Origin of the sequence: Collinsella sp. AF15-51 (assembly GCF_003462845.1) — a bacterium.
GTDB lineage: Bacteria > Actinomycetota > Coriobacteriia > Coriobacteriales > Coriobacteriaceae > Collinsella.
This window is the reverse complement of the sequence record NZ_QRYG01000009.1, coordinates 62,698-77,249: the sequence shown is the minus strand read 5'-3', so window position 1 is coordinate 77,249 and position 14,552 is coordinate 62,698. Positions and strand designations below refer to the sequence as shown.

The 14,552-nt window shown below is 60.2% G+C and carries 16 protein-coding genes; 15 read left to right on the top strand and 1 reads right to left on the bottom strand.

Annotation, left to right across the window (positions count from 1 at the left end):
• The 13 genes from ruvX (at position 1) to DWW51_RS05885 (ending at position 10,520) form a co-directional block, all read left to right on the top strand.
• Positions 1–429 carry a Holliday junction resolvase RuvX gene (gene ruvX / locus DWW51_RS05945; protein ID WP_035138185.1) on the top strand — a complete coding sequence of 143 codons (429 nt, stop codon included), beginning with the start codon at positions 1–3 and terminating at the stop codon, positions 427–429.
• Complete coding sequence (gene mltG, locus DWW51_RS05940; RefSeq protein WP_231501589.1) at positions 422–1,855, top strand: endolytic transglycosylase MltG; 1,434 nt, start codon at positions 422–424, stop codon at positions 1,853–1,855. The genes ruvX and mltG overlap by 8 nt, the downstream gene beginning before the upstream one ends.
• Before the next feature lies 1 nt (position 1,856).
• Positions 1,857–2,354, top strand: a complete 498-nt coding sequence (locus DWW51_RS05935) for a YqeG family HAD IIIA-type phosphatase (protein WP_117773839.1) — start codon at positions 1,857–1,859, stop codon at positions 2,352–2,354.
• Between the two features lie 8 nt (positions 2,355–2,362).
• Positions 2,363–2,896, top strand: coding sequence for a shikimate kinase (locus tag DWW51_RS05930; protein WP_099431675.1), 534 nt, complete (start codon positions 2,363–2,365; stop codon positions 2,894–2,896).
• Positions 2,893–4,002, top strand: a complete 1,110-nt coding sequence (locus DWW51_RS05925; RefSeq protein ID WP_117773838.1) for a hypothetical protein — start codon at positions 2,893–2,895, stop codon at positions 4,000–4,002. Before DWW51_RS05930 ends, DWW51_RS05925 begins: the two co-directional genes overlap by 4 nt.
• A 132-nt stretch (positions 4,003–4,134) precedes the next feature.
• Entirely contained in the window at positions 4,135–5,265 is a 1,131-nt protein-coding gene (locus DWW51_RS05920) for a Xaa-Pro peptidase family protein (RefSeq protein ID WP_117773837.1), read from the top strand.
• Positions 5,266–5,425: 160 nt separating this feature from the next.
• A complete protein-coding gene (gene efp, locus DWW51_RS05915) occupies positions 5,426–5,989 on the top strand; it encodes an elongation factor P (protein ID WP_006233983.1) in 564 nt (187 codons plus the stop codon).
• Positions 5,990–6,013: 24 nt separating this feature from the next.
• A complete protein-coding gene (locus DWW51_RS05910; protein WP_117773836.1) occupies positions 6,014–6,376 on the top strand; it encodes an Asp23/Gls24 family envelope stress response protein in 363 nt (120 codons plus the stop codon).
• A gap of 3 nt (positions 6,377–6,379) precedes the next feature.
• A complete protein-coding gene (nusB, locus tag DWW51_RS05905; RefSeq protein ID WP_117773835.1) occupies positions 6,380–6,964 on the top strand; it encodes a transcription antitermination factor NusB in 585 nt (194 codons plus the stop codon).
• Positions 6,965–6,966: 2 nt separating this feature from the next.
• Positions 6,967–7,206, top strand: coding sequence for an exodeoxyribonuclease VII small subunit (locus DWW51_RS05900; RefSeq protein WP_006233978.1), 240 nt, complete (start codon positions 6,967–6,969; stop codon positions 7,204–7,206).
• Positions 7,207–7,241: 35 nt separating this feature from the next.
• The gene (locus tag DWW51_RS05895; RefSeq protein ID WP_117773854.1) at positions 7,242–8,045 is read left to right on the top strand and encodes a TlyA family RNA methyltransferase; all 804 of its coding nucleotides are present in this window, start codon (positions 7,242–7,244) and stop codon (positions 8,043–8,045) included.
• Positions 8,042–8,902, top strand: a complete 861-nt coding sequence (locus tag DWW51_RS05890; protein ID WP_117635157.1) for an NAD(+)/NADH kinase — start codon at positions 8,042–8,044, stop codon at positions 8,900–8,902. Before DWW51_RS05895 ends, DWW51_RS05890 begins: the two co-directional genes overlap by 4 nt.
• Entirely contained in the window at positions 8,892–10,520 is a 1,629-nt protein-coding gene (locus DWW51_RS05885) for a DNA repair protein RecN (protein WP_117773834.1), read from the top strand. Before DWW51_RS05890 ends, DWW51_RS05885 begins: the two co-directional genes overlap by 11 nt.
• Positions 10,521–10,580: 60 nt before the next feature.
• Here the strand turns inward: DWW51_RS05885 and DWW51_RS05880 are convergent, their stop codons facing one another.
• Positions 10,581–11,438: a MurR/RpiR family transcriptional regulator gene (locus DWW51_RS05880; protein WP_117806188.1), complete on the bottom strand. Its 858-nt coding sequence runs from the start codon at positions 11,436–11,438 to the stop codon at positions 10,581–10,583.
• A 272-nt stretch (positions 11,439–11,710) separates the two neighbouring features.
• On the opposite strand from DWW51_RS05880, the gene DWW51_RS05875 reads away from it, so the two are divergent.
• Positions 11,711–13,714: a fructose-specific PTS transporter subunit EIIC gene (locus DWW51_RS05875; RefSeq protein WP_117773832.1), complete on the top strand. Its 2,004-nt coding sequence runs from the start codon at positions 11,711–11,713 to the stop codon at positions 13,712–13,714.
• A 548-nt stretch (positions 13,715–14,262) separates the two neighbouring features.
• Positions 14,263–14,526, top strand: coding sequence for an HPr family phosphocarrier protein (locus tag DWW51_RS05870; protein WP_117773831.1), 264 nt, complete (start codon positions 14,263–14,265; stop codon positions 14,524–14,526).
• Positions 14,527–14,552 lie beyond the last annotated feature (26 nt).

The window sequence follows — 14,552 nt, the reverse complement described above, 5'->3', positions numbered from 1 at the left end:
GTGGTCGCGCTTGCGCTGGACATAGGGGAGACCAGGATCGGCATCGCCGTCTCGAGCCGTGATGGCAAGATGGCGATGCCTGTCAAGGTGCTCCCGGCTGCAGAGGTCACCGGTATGGCCAAGACGTTCCGCTACCTGGTCGAGGACTATGAGCCCGATATCCTGGTAAGTGGGCGTCCCCTGACCATGGCCGGTGAGCCCGGTCCCCAGGCCGAGCGTGTTGCCGCTGTTGCGCAAAAGATTGCCGACGAGCTCGATCTTCCGTTGGAGTTTGAGGACGAGCGCCTGTCCTCGCAAGAGGCCAAGCGTATCCTGCGCGAGCAGGGCCTCAACGAAAAGCAGATGAGGGGCAAGATTGACATGATTGCCGCCAGCCTGTTTTTGCAGACGTGGCTTGATCGTAAAAACGAGGAGGTTTCGCATGCCTAGCGCTCCCGATCCGCGCCAGCCGAATCGTACACGTCAGCCGTCGTCGCGCCCTGCCCAGCCTGGCCAGCGTCCGGCACAGCCGACCCAGCGCGCAGCTCAATCTGCCGCGCGCCCGGTGCAGTTCTCCTCTCGTTCGGCCCAACCTGTTCAACGGACGGGTCAGCAGTCTTCTGCTCGTTCGGTTCAGTATCCGGTTTCTCACGCGGCTCAGCAGCCCGCTGCTCGTTCGGCTCAGCCTGCAGGCGGTGCTCGCTTTAAGCATCAGGCACCTACTCAGCGAACGCAGGCCCCCCAATCGCATTCGCATCACGCTCGCGGTTCGCATGGCGTTGCTCCGGCGGCCCGCTCGAGCTACAACACGCATGCTCGTCGCGGTGCCCAAAAGAAAAGCTCCCCGGTGCCCATGATTGTCGGCGTCGTGGTGGCCGTAATCGCGCTTGCTACTATCGCTTTCTTTGTCGTGCCTGCCGTCAAGGGCTTCTTTACCGGTGAGGATACGAAGGTCGCGGCTGGTCAGCAGGTTACGGTGACCATTCCCGACGGTGCTTCGGGCGATACGATCGCCTCGATTCTCTCCGAGAACCATATCGTCGAAAATCCCAAGGATTACTACGCGGCGGTGAAAAAGCTCAACGCTGATATGTCGCTTAAGCCTGGCACCTACTCGTTCACCACGCTCATGGATGCGACCAAGGTTGTTCAGCAGCTCATGGAAGGCCCCAACGCGGGCTCCAATGCGCTGACTATCCCTGAGGGTCTGACAGTCGATCAAGTCGCCGACCGCGTGGCCCAGGCCTACGACAGCATCTCTAAGGAAGACTTCCTCAACCAGGCCAAGGCCTCCAATTACGTGGACGACTATAGCTTCCTTAAGGGCGCCGCCAACGATTCGCTCGAGGGTTTCTTGTTCCCCAAGACCTATTCGTTGGGTGATTCGCCGACGGCCGATGACGTGATTCGCGCCATGCTCGATCAGTTTAAGACTGAGTACAAGTCGCTTGACTTTGCGAGCTGCGAAGCCAAGATCAAGGGGCGCTACGGTGTGGAGATGTCCGACTACGACATCGTTAACTTGGCCTCGATCGTTGAGCGCGAGGGCCTCAACGCCGATCAACGTGCGCACGTGGCCTCGGTCTTCTACAACCGCCTTGCCGGCAAGCTCGACGGTCTGCGCTATCTCAACAGCGATGCGACCATGATGTATGTCACCGGTGGCGAGGTTACCGCCGACGACCTGCAGAGCGATAGCCCGTATAACACCTATAAGCACGAGGGCCTGCCACCCACGCCCATCTGCTCTCCGTCGCTCGAGGCACTCAAGGCCACGCTTGAGCCGACCGACTCCGATGACCTGTATTTCTACATTACGCAGGACGAGGAGTACTTCTCGCAAACCTACGAAGAGCATCAACAGTCTTGGAATTAGCATGAGGATTTTTAGCCCCAAACGATACGTTGCCTCGGTCGATCGCATCGACCTTGATACCCTGTGGGCCGACGGCAAACGCGCCATTCTGCTCGATCGCGATAACACTCTGGTGCCGCGCGACACCGAGCAGGTTCCCACTGCGGTTTCCGCTTGGCTCGACGCCGCCCGCGCCAAAGGCTTTAAGCTGTGCATGGTGTCCAACAACTGGCATCGCGACCAGGTCATTAGCTCTGCACGCGAGCTGGGACTCGAGGCCATCAGCCACGCCATGAAGCCCGCCCCGTTTGCCTTGAAGGCGGGTCTTAAGCGCCTCGGCGCCACGGCAGACGAGGCGGTGCTGATCGGCGATCAGCTGTACACGGACGTGTGGAGCGGTAACTTTGCCGGCGTTGACACCATTCTGGTCAAGCCGCAGGCAACCCAGGACCTGTGGTACACGCAGATCTTCCGTATCTTTGAGCGCCGGGCCCTGCGCGACCTTCCCTGCGAGGAATAGGTTTCGCCATGTCCCAGCACATCAAACACGGCTGCGACCATATCTTCTTTATCGGCTTTTTGGGCGCGGGCAAGTCGACGCTTGCGCGCAATGTGGGCACTATGTTCAAGCGTCGATTCATCGATACCGATCGCTTGGTTGTGCGTCGATGCGGCAAGTCGGTGACCGAGATATTTGAGACCGAGGGCGAGGATCGTTTTCGCGAGCTCGAGACCTCGGCACTCCGTTCGCTTCAAAGCGAGCGCAGCCTGCTGGTATCGTGCGGAGGCGGCATCGTCGAGACGCCGGTGAACATTGAGCTGATGCACGAGATGGGTACATGCGTGTACCTCGAAGGCGACTTTGAGGACTCGTTGCGCCAGATTCGTCGCTCCGATACCCGGCCCGATTTCCGCTCGCCCGAGCACGCTGCGCGCTTGTTTGAGCATCGCCGTCCGCTGTATCGCCAGGCGGCCGATATTACCCTTGATATTCGCAACAAGTCCTTCGAGGACGTTTCCTACCTTTGTGCCGAGATGCTTTTGGAGCGTGGACTGCTATGATTCGCCGTCAACTTATCAATTTCCAAAACCGCAGTGTCGATGTCCGCGTCGGATTGGGGGCGTTCGAGGAGCTGTCGCGCATGTTTGCCTCGGCTGTGGGCAAGCCTAAGCGTGCGATGGTGGTTTGGAACGACGCCACATCCGAGCGTTTTGGCGAGGTTGTCGAGCATGCACTGGTTGACGCCGGTTTTGCCGTGTCGCCGCTCGTCCTCGAGGTTTCGCCTGCCGGTGCTACGCTGGTCGATGCCGATACCGTCTTTGGCGCGCTGTCGGCTAACGGCATTACCTGCGATGATCTCGTTGTCGCTGTCGGCGACACGGCGACCTGCTCAGTCGTTTGCTGGTGTGCCAATCAGTGGTGCGGTCGCACCGAGTGCGCCTTGCTGCCGACGACGTTTGACGCCATGCTCACGGTCGCGACGACCATGAGGCCGCTCGTTGCCTCGTCGGCGAATGCGCTTCCCGCTATCGCGTTCCGTCCCGAGCCGGGGTTGGTCGTGTGTGACCTTGATCTTGTTCGCGAGGCGGACCCCGATGACCTCAAACTTGGCTATGTGGTACTTGTTGGCACCATGCTTTCGAGCAGCAAGTCCCGCTGGAATCAGTTTACCGAGACCGTCCCCGAGATTCTCGCGGGCGAGGAGGTCGCGCTCGTCAATGCCGTTCAGTGGTCTCAGACTGCCCGTAAGGACGTACTGATGGCTACGAATCCCAGCGCCCGCCACGCTCTAGACTTTGGCAAGACGGGGGAGCGTACTCTGCGCGTCTGCCTGGGCAAAGCCGCGGTGCAGGTTCCTGCCTACCAGCTGCTGTCCGAGGGGATGCGCTTTGAGGCGCGCCTAGCACATGATGCCTGCGACTTTGATATCGATTACGTCTTTGAGGTCGATGACTGCCTGGAGGACTTTGGTATCGAGGAGCTTGCCTTCGATCTGGAGCCTGCCGCATATATCGAGGAGTTCCGCAGGCAGCAGTTTGTTCGCTCGAACCGCAGCATGTTGCCGCTGCCCGCGGCGCTCGGCGCCATTCGTCTAACGAGCGTTGAGGACGAGGTTCTCGACCGCCATGCTCACGCATACTTGGCTTCTCGCAAAGAACTTCTCTAGGATTTATTGACATACATCGTCTTTCGTATCATGTTGAGGGGCGGGTTTCCAATCGGTTGCGAATCGCGCGCGATTCCATCTTTCGATCGAGGCCCGTCCCGCTTTTATGAGGACAATAAGAAAGGAATCTGCATGTCTGAGTTTGCTGCCGGTCCTGCCGGTCGTATCGAGCGTGTCCGTGCCCTGATGGCTGAGCGCGGCTACGACGCTATCGTCGTGCGCGACGAGGCCAACCTTCGTTGGCTCACGGGCGTGAAGGGCGTCTTCGACTACACCTTCGAGTTCCCGCACGCTGCATTTATTACGGCCGACCAGTGCCTGTTCCATACCGACTCACGCTATCTCAACAGCTTTGAGGAGAACACGTCCGCCGGCAGCCCCTGGGTCTACGACATGGACGAGGGCACCATCCCCGGTTGGGTCGCCGGCAAGATCGCGGCTAACAAGTGCCGTGTCTGCGCTGTCGAGGACGACATGCAGATCAACTTCTACCAGGGTATCCAGCGTGGCCTTGAGGATCGTTCCGTCGCCTGCATGCTGCCGCTGATGCATGACGACATTCGCAAGATGCGCGCCATCAAGGACGCCGAGGAGATCGAGCTCATGCGCCATGCGCAGTCGATTACCGACGCCGCCTTCCAGCACATGCTCGGCTATATTAAGCCCGGTATGACCGAGAAGCAGGTTCGCAACGAGCTCGAGAACTTTATGTTCGCCAACGGCGCCGACAGCCTGGCCTTCGGCTCCATCGTGGCGAGCGGCCCCAACACCGCCAACCCGCATGCCGTCCCGAGCGACCGCGTGATCGAGAAGGGCGACTTCGTTCTCATGGATTATGGCGCGGGCTATTGCGACTACCGCTCCGACATGACTCGTACCGTCGTGATGGGCGAGCCCACGCAGGAGCAGCTCGACTTGTACGCGCTCGTGCGCCGTGCGCACGAGGAGTGCGTCGCCGCCATCCATCCGGGCGTCGAGGGCAACGACATTTTCAAGCTTTCCAAGAAGATCATTGGCGATGCCGGCTATGGCGATTACTATAACCATGGTCTGGGCCACGGCGTGGGCATTGACATCCACGAGCTGCCCAACTTCAACCGCAGCAAGAATATCATCGAGGTCGGCTCGGTTATCACCATGGAGCCCGGCGTCTACCTGCCCGGCGTGGGCGGTGTGCGCCTGGAGGACTACGGCGTGGTCACCGAGAACGGCTACGAGCCCTTCACCAAGACGCCGCATGACCTTCACGTCATCGATTGCTAGTCTACTTCGGTAGATAGTTTGGGGCGGGGCCTCCGGAGCAATTCGGACGCCCCGCGTTCTCTTTTTATGCGCTCGCTGCAGGCGCCGTCTGCAAGTGTATAATTTCGCTCGTATGTAATTTGGACGCTTGTGCGTTCTGCCCATAACAAGAAAGGTCGCTATGCCTACCATTTCTACCGCCGACTTCAAGAACGGCCTCGGTCTCCGCATTAAGGACAAGGTCTACACCATCGTCGAGTTCCAGCATGTCAAGCCGGGCAAGGGCGGCGCGTTTGTGCGCTACAAGACCCGCGACATCAAGAGCGGCCGCGTCGTCGAGAACACCTGCAACGCCGGCACCAAGTTCGAGAGCGTCATGCTCACCACCCGTGAGTTCCAGTACCTCTACAACGATGGCACCGACTACATCTTCATGGACAACGAATCCTATGAGCAGGTTCCCGTTCCCGAGGACATGGTGGGCGAGAACTCCAAGTGGCTGCGCGAGAACGACATCTGCCAGCTGCTCTTCGCCGACGATGAGCTCATGGGCGTGACCCCGCCGATGTTCATCGAGACCACCATCGTCCAGACCGACCCGGGCTTTAAGGGCGACACCGTCCAGGGTTCTACCAAGCCGGCCACGATCGACACCGGCGCTGTCATCCAGGTCCCCATGTACCTCAACGAGGGCGAGGTCATCAAGGTTGACACCCGCGACGGCAAGTTCGTCTCCCGCGTCTAGCAACCAACTCTTCTAGGAGGACTCATGCCCCAGGAAATCAAGATTGACGGCATCGGCATTTCGCCCGATGTCCTGACCGCCATCGTCTCGCGCGCCGTGTCGGATGTCGAGGGCATCGCCTCCGTTGGCGTCAAGGACCTTGCCACCAACCTTGTCTCCATGATGCTCTCGTCCAAGGCCCCGGCCTCCGAGCCGGCGGTCGAGGCCGAGGTCGTCGGCGACAAGCTCGCGCTCACCGTGCGCGTCGTGGTGTTCTTTGGCTATCCGTTCAAGAAACTCGCCGAGGCCGTTCGCGCTGCCGTGGTCGCTGCCATCGATGCCCAGGTGGGCGTTGACGTCGAGCGCGTTGACGTTTGCATCGACGGCCTCGTTTTCCCCAAGGAGTAACCTTTGAGCCTTAAGGTTTATCGCGGGCGTACGCTTGCCCGCAGTCAAGCGCTGCAGCTGCTGTTTCAGGCCGAGGCCACGGACAGCCCGCTCGAGCGCGTCCTCGAGGGCGATTTCCTGATCTCGAAGGGCCCCCTCGACCCCTATGCGCTGGAGCTGTGCCGCGGTGCTTACGAGCATATCGACCGCATCGACTGCGCTCTGCGCGCCGTCGCCAAGAACTGGGATCTTATGCGCATGCCCGGCGCCGACCGCAATCTGTTGCGTATCGCCGTCTACGAGATGCGCTTCCTTACCGACGAAGAGGTCTCGGACGCTATCGTGATCAACGAGGCCGTCGAACTTGCCAAGGCCTATGGCACCGACCAGTCCGCGTCGTTCGTCAACGGCGTGCTGGGCAAGACCGCTCGCAGCGAGGAGCTGCCGGGTGAGGACTTGTACCAAGAGCTGCTCGCCGAGGATCGCGCTCGCGAGGAGGCCCAGGCTGCCGAGGCTGCCGCTAAAGTTGCGGTTGCCCAGGCTGAGGCTGGTGTTCTGGCCGAGGGCGCGGACGCCGCCGAGACTGATGTCGACTCCGTCGAGGAGTAGCCATGCCAGAGGGTTCTGTCCGCAACTTTGACGAGATTTCGGACCGTCTGGACCAGATCATCGCTACCGTTCGCTCCAAGGATACGTCCTTGGAGCGTTCACTCGATCTGTTTGACGAAGCGATTGAGCTGGGCTCCCGCGCGGTCGATATGGTCGACAAGTTTGAGCTGACGCCGCGTGAGGCCGATAAGCTCGAGCAGGAATACGATGAGGATGCGGCAAACGAATCCCAGGATAGCTAGGCCGCATCTCCGGATACGAATGGTTGATGGCATTCATGAAACGCGTGCGTCTTGATGACGAACTGATTTCACAGGGCATCTGCGCCGATCGCGCGGATGCCCTTCGCACTCTTATGGCCGGATTGGTCTCGAGTGGCGGCGAGCGCTTGACTTCGCCGGGCCTTAAGGTGATTCCGGGTCTGCCACTGCACGTGAAGGGGCGCATTCCCTATGTTGGCCGCGGCGGTCTTAAGCTCGAAGGCGCGCTTGATGCGTTTGGCATCAATCCGACGGGCCTTAGCTGTCTGGATGTGGGCTGCTCTACCGGCGGCTTTACCGATTGCCTGCTCAAGCGCGGAGCTGCGACCGTTGTCTCGGTGGACGTGGGTCGCGCCCAGTTTGATTGGTCGTTGCGTCAGGATGATCGCGTGACGCTGCATGAGCGCACAAACGTGACGCAGCTGCCTGAGTTTGGCTATGCCGGTGCCATCGACCTGGCTGTATGTGATGTCTCGTTTACCGGCATCGCGAATATCATCGACGCCGTGCTGGCGTGCCTGAAGCCTTCGGGTTCGTTCTGCACGCTCGTAAAGCCCCAGTTTGAGGCGCCGGCTGCGCTGGTGGGCGAGCGCGGTATCGTGACCGACCCCGCCGTCCGCCGCGATACGCTCGTGGCGGCGATTGAGCTTTTTGCCGCCAAGGGCCTGTTCCCGCTTGACGTGTGCGTGTCGCCCATCCATGGCGCTAAGGGCAACGTTGAGTTTTTCCTGTACGGCATAAGGTTTGCCCCTGGTGAACGCACCGACGATGAGCTGCAATCCCAGGTATCGGCTTTGAGCGAGAAAGCTGCAACGCTATGAAGGTCTTTCTGGTTCCCAATTACTACAAGCAAGAGGCGGTCGAGAGCGGCCTGATGCTCGAGCTTTGGCTTTCGCGCCAGGGCTACGAGGTCGCATGGGCTGCCGACCAGCGATCGAAGATTCAAAGCACGCCTGATATTGATGGCTCAGATCTGGTCATTACGCTCGGCGGCGACGGTACGTTGCTGCGCGCTGCCCGCATCCTCAACCATCGCGAGATTCCTATCCTCGGTCTTTCCTATGGTCACCTGGGCTTTTTAACTGCTGCGAGCCCCGAGGAGCGCGACATTCTGCAGGTTGTGAGCGATGCTCTGTCCGGCGAGCTCCACGTGAGCCGCCGCGCCACCATCGCCGCGGATATTGTGTCCGTGCGCGAAGACGGCGCGAAGGATGTCGTGCGCACGTTTGCCCTCAACGATATGGCACTTACGCGCGGCCCCCTGTCCGATATGGTCGAATTTGACATCACGGTGTCCGGCCATCATATCGACCGCCTTCGCGGCGACGGTGTCGTTGTTTCGACGGCGACCGGCTCCACCGGCTACGCGCTTTCCGCCGGCGGCCCCATTGTCAGCCCCGATTACACGGGTATGGTCTGTGTGCCCATCGCTCCGCATACCATTCAGGCTCGCGCTTTTTTGACCTCGCCGAGTGATGTCGTCGAGATCTTTATGTCCGATGACCGTCCGAGTGTTCCGGCGATCGCTATCGATGGACAGTTTATTACCTGCGATGGCACCGTTGAGAGCGTGGCCGTGCGCCGTGGTCCCGGCGACGTGCTGCTGCTCGATTACGGTCCCGAGAGCTTCTATAACTCGGTGAGCCGCGTGTTCTATGGAGTGCGCCATGATCGATGAGCTGCAGGTTTCCAACATCGCGCTCATTCGCGAGGCGACGTTGGTTCCGAGTGCGGGCCTAACGGTTTTGACCGGCGAGACCGGCGCCGGCAAGACCGCGCTGCTCTCGGCGCTCAAGCTCATTTTGGGCGAGCGTGCAGATTCGTCGACCGTGCGCGAGGGAGAGGCGCTGGCGAGCGTCGAGGCACGCTTGTTCGACGGCCCGCACGACACGGAGGGCTTTACCGTGCAGCGCAGCCTTTCTGCCGAGGGTCGCAGCCGCGTCAAGATTGACGGCCGCATCGCCAGCGTGCGCGAGCTTTCCGAGCGCGTCGGCGTGATGATGGATCTGTGCGGCCAGCATGAACATCAGCGTCTGCTCGATCCGGCGCATCATGTTGCCATGGTTGATGCCTGGGCTGGTCGCTCTGCGCTCGAGGCGCTCGACCGTTACCGTGCCTGCTTCAAGGCGTCGCGTGCGGCTGCCAAGGAGGTCCGTCGCGTAGAGGAGGCGTCGCGTGCGCAGGGGAGTCGCGTCGAGGAGGCGCGCTTCGCCCTGGAGCGTATCGCCGAGGTCGACCCCAAGCCGGGTGAGTATGAGGAACTCGAGGAACTGCTGCCGCGCTCCGAACATGCCGAGGTACTGGTTGCCACAGCTAACGATGCCCATGCATCGCTTGCCGCCGAAGGTGGAGCGCTCGATGCCGTGAACAGCGCCGTGGCAGAGCTTTCCCGTATGGCTACCGTCGATCGCAAACTGGGCGACATTGCCGATGCGCTTTCGGATGCCTGCATCTCCCTTGAGGATAGCGCGAACGAGCTTCGTGCCTATCGCGATGGCGTCGCCTTCGACCCGCGCGAGCTCGCTCGCATGCGTGAGCGGTATTCCGATCTCAAGGGCCTGTTGCGTCAGTGGGGTCCCACCATGGACGATGTTTTTGCCATGCGCGATCGCTCGCAAGAGCTGCTGTCCCTGGTCGATGATGGCGATGAACAGATCAAAAAGGCGCGTGAGGCACTCGGGAGCGCCGAGCGCGAGCTGTTCGCTGCCGCCAAGGCACTCAAGCGTGCGCGTAATACCGCTGCTCCGCGTTTTTGTCACGAGGTTGGCCGCCAAATGGCGCGCCTGGAGATGGGCGGCGCCGAGCTCGTTTGGGAGTCGCGTGATCTTCCGCGCGCCGAGTGGACGCCGGCGGGTCCTTCAAGCTACGAGCTTTTGTGTCGCAGCGGTGTCGGCTTGACGCCGCGTCCCCTGCGCCGCATTGCCTCGGGCGGCGAGCTCAGCCGCGTCATGCTGGCGAGCAAGGTGGTCTTGGGTAATGCTGACGGCGTCGACACACTGGTATTTGACGAGGTCGATGCCGGTGTCGGCGGCTCCACGGCTCGTGCTCTTGCTGGTGTGCTGGCCGATCTTGCCGCTACGCATCAAGTGATTGTCGTAACCCACTTGGCGCAAGTCGCCGTCATGGCCGACAAGCATTATGTTGTCAGCAAGGAGCCGGGCGATGTTCCCCAGACGCATTTGGACGAGGTAACCGGCGAAGCGCGTACCGCCGAGATTGCCCGCATGTTGAGCGGCGATCAGTCCGAGGCAAGCTTGGCCCACGCAAAGCAGATGCTCGAAGAAGTTCGAGACTAGGTCGTATCAGCGGTGTTGGTGGGACAAAATAGACTGAAATTTTTTGTCCCACTACGCGTTTTACTCAACGACCTTGTCCGGCTGGATGAGCTCCTCGTAGTAGCTGATATGTTCGCGAGCGTCTTCAATCTCGGGCAGCAGGAAGTTGTAGATAACTTCGATGATCATCGTGGCGCTGATCTTGGAGAACGCAAAGTCGCCCGTCGTCAGCAGCGCTTCGTGGTTGACGGTATTAAAAGTGTAGTCTGCCAGGCGCGCGAGCGGGGATTTGCTGTCGCTGCTGATGACGACTACGGTTGCGCCGCAGTCGCGAGCCGCTTTTGCCATGCGATTCAGTCGGCGCGACTTGCCGGAGTTTGAGATGAGCACGATGACGTCACCCGGGCGCAACGTGAGCGCAAAGCCGATTGATGTCTCGCTAATGGTGCTCGCCATGCAGCGCAGGCCCAGCTGCGAAAACTTAAACGTCGCATCGAGCGCGACCGCGTTCGTATTGCCCACAGCCGCAAACTCAATAACCCCTGCATGCTTAAGGGCATGCACAACAGCCGCCAACGTATCGTGGTCGATCCCGTCGATGGTCGCATTAAGCTCGCTCACCTTGGCAGCCAGGATGTTCTTAAGGCTCTGCTCCATATTGTCGAGCGAGACTTCGTCAGTCAGGCCCTCGTTGCGCTGGCTTTCCAAATCCCTCGCCAACGAAAACTGAAAGCTGCGGAAGCTGCCAAAGCCAAGCTTGCGGCAGAAGCGCGAAACGGTCGCCTCGGACGTGGCGGCGGCGCGCGAGAGCTGAGCCGCCGTGAGGCGTGGCGCCTCGGACTGGTGCTCCAATATATAGTCGACAATGCGCTGCTCGGACTCGCTGTATCCCTGATGGGTACTAATGAGGGAAAGTGCGCTCTTGCTACTATCGGTCATGGATGGCTCCTGGTTGGCATGAAAATCGGAATCGTTTTGTAATGTCATAGTATAGGGGGATTTTCAATAACAAGATACACCTTGCCGTTTCAAGTGTTGATGGTAAACTTTCACCTACCGTTTACGGTTATGAAAGAACCTTTCACCGGAGAATTGCGCCTTGTCTCTTCTCACGCGGACGGTAGGTTGGTATCTTTCAGTTGTGGAAAAGCGCGCAAGGACGCGCGTGTAGGGGAGCGCCTGCGGGCGCAAAACTTAAAAAGGAGGGACACATGGCTAAGTTTGACATCATCGCCGCCACCGGTTGCCCGACCGGCATCGCGCACACCTTCATGGCGAAGGAGGCGCTGGAGAAGGCAGCTGCCGAGCGAGGTCTGACCATTAAGGTCGAGACCCATGGCCAGGTCGGTGTCGAGAACGAGCTCACCAAGAGCGAGATCGCCGGTGCCAAGGCCGTCGTCGTCGCAGCCGATAAGGATGTCCAGGCTGAGCGTTTCGCCGGCAAGCCCATGGTTTCCGTCGGTGTTTCCAAGGCCCTGTCCGTTGAGGCCGCCGGTAAGCTGATTGACCGCGCGCTCGCCGCCAAGGGCGACAGCACGGTTGCAGTCGCTGCCGATGTCGAGGACGAGACCGAGGAGAAGGAGTCCATCGGCCACGTCATCTACAAGCACCTTATGAACGGTGTCAGCCATATGCTGGTCTTCGTCGTTGCCGGTGGTGTCCTGACCGCCGTCTCGTTCCTGTGGGGCATTACGTCCTTCGATTCGACGGCGTCTGACTACAACAGCTTTGCTGCGATGCTGAAGATCATCGGCGGCATCGCCATGAACCTCATGGTTCCGGTGCTTTCCGCCTACATCGCCGAATCCATCGGCAAGCGCCCGGCGCTCGTCCCCGGTTTTGTTGCCGGTATGATCGCCATCCAGGGCCTGCCTGTTAACGCCGAGACCGGCATGATCGACGCCGGTGGCGCCGGCGTGGGCTTCGGCTTCCTGGGCGGCATCGTCGGCGGCTTCCTCGCCGGCTATGTCATCCTGCTGCTCGAGAAGGTCTTTGCCGGTCTGCCCAAGAACCTAGACGGCCTCAAGGCCATCTTCCTGTACCCGCTGTTCTCGACGGCTATCGTCGGCCTGGTCATGCTCGGCATTTCGGGCCCCATGGCTGCCATCAACACCGCCATGATGGACTTCCTCAAGGGCCTGTCCGCCTCTGGCGCCGTTGTCCTGGGTCTTGCCATCGGCTGCATGTGCGCCTTTGACATGGGTGGCCCGGTCAACAAGGCTGCTTACGTCACCGGTACTGCTATGCTCACCGAGGCACTGGCTGCCGGCGTTGGCACCGATACCTACAACTTCGGCACCAACTTCATGGCTGCCGTCTCTGCCGCCTGCATCGTTCCGCCGCTGATCACTACCTTCGCTGTCGTTGTCGGCAAGAAGTACTTCAGCCAGGAGGATCACGACGCCGGTATCGTCAACCTCATTCTTGGTTGCACCCACATCACCGAGGGCGCCATTCCGTTCATGACCAAGAACATCTGGCCGGTCATGCCCATCATGATGCTCGGTTCCTCCATCGCCTCGATCCTGACCATTATGTTCAACGTCCACGATCCGGCGCCCCACGGTGGCTTCCTGGTCCTGCCCGTTGTCGAGAACGGTCCGCTGTGGGTCCTCGCGATCCTCATTGGCGCTGTTGTCGGTGGCATCCTGTTCGTGGCCTTCAAGAAGTACGACTTCGAGAAGAATCAGAAGGCCGCTCCTGTAGCCAAGCCGGTTGAGGCTTCCAAGGCCGCTGCCGTTGAGGCCCCTAAGGCCGAGGCTGTCGACTTCGTGAAGGTCGAGAATGTCTTTGTCGCCGAGGACTTCGCTTCTCGTGACGAGGCTCTGAGCTTCGTTTCCAACCAGGCTGTCAAGGCCGGTATCGCCAGCGACGCCGACGCCGTGATGAACGCCTTCCTGGCCCGCGAGGCCGAGGGCACCACGGGCATGATGGAGGGTTTCGCCATCCCGCATGCCAAGTCCGACGCCATTACCGAGGCTGCCGTCATCGTCGTTAAGGACGAGTCCGGCGTGACCGGTTGGGATACCATGGACGGCGCTCCCGTCAACGTGGCCATCGCTCTGCTCATCCCTGGTGCACAGGCTGGCACCACGCACCTCAAGATCCTGTCCAAGGTTGCCGAGGCGCTCATGGACGAGGACTTCCGTGGCACCGTCAAGGGTTCCACCGACGCCGCCGAGATCGCCAAGACGATCAATGCCCGCCTGGTCTAATCCCACAGTACGCGAATAACATCGCCCCCTGTAACAAAGGCGAGGACTCCACCAGGAGCCCCCGCCTTTTTCTATGCCCTCCCATAAGTTACGGTGAAATGGGGACTGTTTAAACGATTCAACCCCAAATTCAGTCCCTATTTCACCGCAACTTACAAAAGGGCATAGAGTGGGCTGCCTATCGAGTCTTTGTCGCGAACAAGTCATCAGCCAGAATTCCGTTCGCACGATATTACTTTGGACCGACCGAGTTTCCGCAGCTTGCTCGCCCCGGACCCCGCGCGCGGGGGCCATGAGATTTATCGCGAGTTCCGCACGAGCCGAAGAGCACTTAATGTGCTCTTCGTGCGAGCAGGACTGTAGAGCAGGAAATCTCATGGGTCCGCGCGCGGGGTACGGGGCGAGCAAGCGGACAGAACAGACAACTGTCCAACAATTCGTGCGAAACACAATGAAAAACCGTTTGATGTGAGTTAATATAAACAACGTCGTGAATCTGACTCCTGCCACATGCATGACAGGGGTTAAACACAAAAAAGGAGTCAACTATGGTTTCTGAGAAGGCTACCCTCGTTAATCCTCAGGGTCTGCACATGCGTCCGGCTGGTCTGTTCGCCTCCACCATGGGCAAGTACGCCTGTGACGTGACGGTCGTCACCCCCGAGAAGGAGGTCAACGGCAAGTCCCCGATGGCCCTCATGGCTGCTGGTATCCCCTGCGGCACCGAGGTCGAGGTCAAGTGCGACGGCACTGACGAGGCCGAGGCTCTGGCTGCTGCCATCGAGCTCATCAAGAGCGGTCTTGGCGAGTAGAACTCAAACGGGTCGCATGTTGAACA

Bases quoted from the DNA above. Each gene is read 5' to 3' on its own strand.
- mltG (WP_231501589.1), top strand. From the start codon at position 422: ATGCCTAGCGCTCCCGATCCGCGCCAGCCGAATCGTACACGTCAGCCG.
- DWW51_RS05935 (WP_117773839.1), top strand. From the start codon at position 1,857: ATGAGGATTTTTAGCCCCAAACGATACGTTGCCTCGGTCGATCGCATC.
- DWW51_RS05930 (WP_099431675.1), top strand. From the start codon at position 2,363: ATGTCCCAGCACATCAAACACGGCTGCGACCATATCTTCTTTATCGGC.
- DWW51_RS05925 (WP_117773838.1), top strand. From the start codon at position 2,893: ATGATTCGCCGTCAACTTATCAATTTCCAAAACCGCAGTGTCGATGTC.
- DWW51_RS05920 (WP_117773837.1), top strand. From the start codon at position 4,135: ATGTCTGAGTTTGCTGCCGGTCCTGCCGGTCGTATCGAGCGTGTCCGT.
- efp (WP_006233983.1), top strand. From the start codon at position 5,426: ATGCCTACCATTTCTACCGCCGACTTCAAGAACGGCCTCGGTCTCCGC.
- DWW51_RS05910 (WP_117773836.1), top strand. From the start codon at position 6,014: ATGCCCCAGGAAATCAAGATTGACGGCATCGGCATTTCGCCCGATGTC.
- DWW51_RS05900 (WP_006233978.1), top strand. From the start codon at position 6,967: ATGCCAGAGGGTTCTGTCCGCAACTTTGACGAGATTTCGGACCGTCTG.
- DWW51_RS05895 (WP_117773854.1), top strand. From the start codon at position 7,242: ATGAAACGCGTGCGTCTTGATGACGAACTGATTTCACAGGGCATCTGC.
- DWW51_RS05890 (WP_117635157.1), top strand. From the start codon at position 8,042: ATGAAGGTCTTTCTGGTTCCCAATTACTACAAGCAAGAGGCGGTCGAG.
- DWW51_RS05885 (WP_117773834.1), top strand. From the start codon at position 8,892: ATGATCGATGAGCTGCAGGTTTCCAACATCGCGCTCATTCGCGAGGCG.
- DWW51_RS05880 (WP_117806188.1), bottom strand. From the start codon at position 11,438: ATGACCGATAGTAGCAAGAGCGCACTTTCCCTCATTAGTACCCATCAG.
- DWW51_RS05875 (WP_117773832.1), top strand. From the start codon at position 11,711: ATGGCTAAGTTTGACATCATCGCCGCCACCGGTTGCCCGACCGGCATC.
- DWW51_RS05870 (WP_117773831.1), top strand. From the start codon at position 14,263: ATGGTTTCTGAGAAGGCTACCCTCGTTAATCCTCAGGGTCTGCACATG.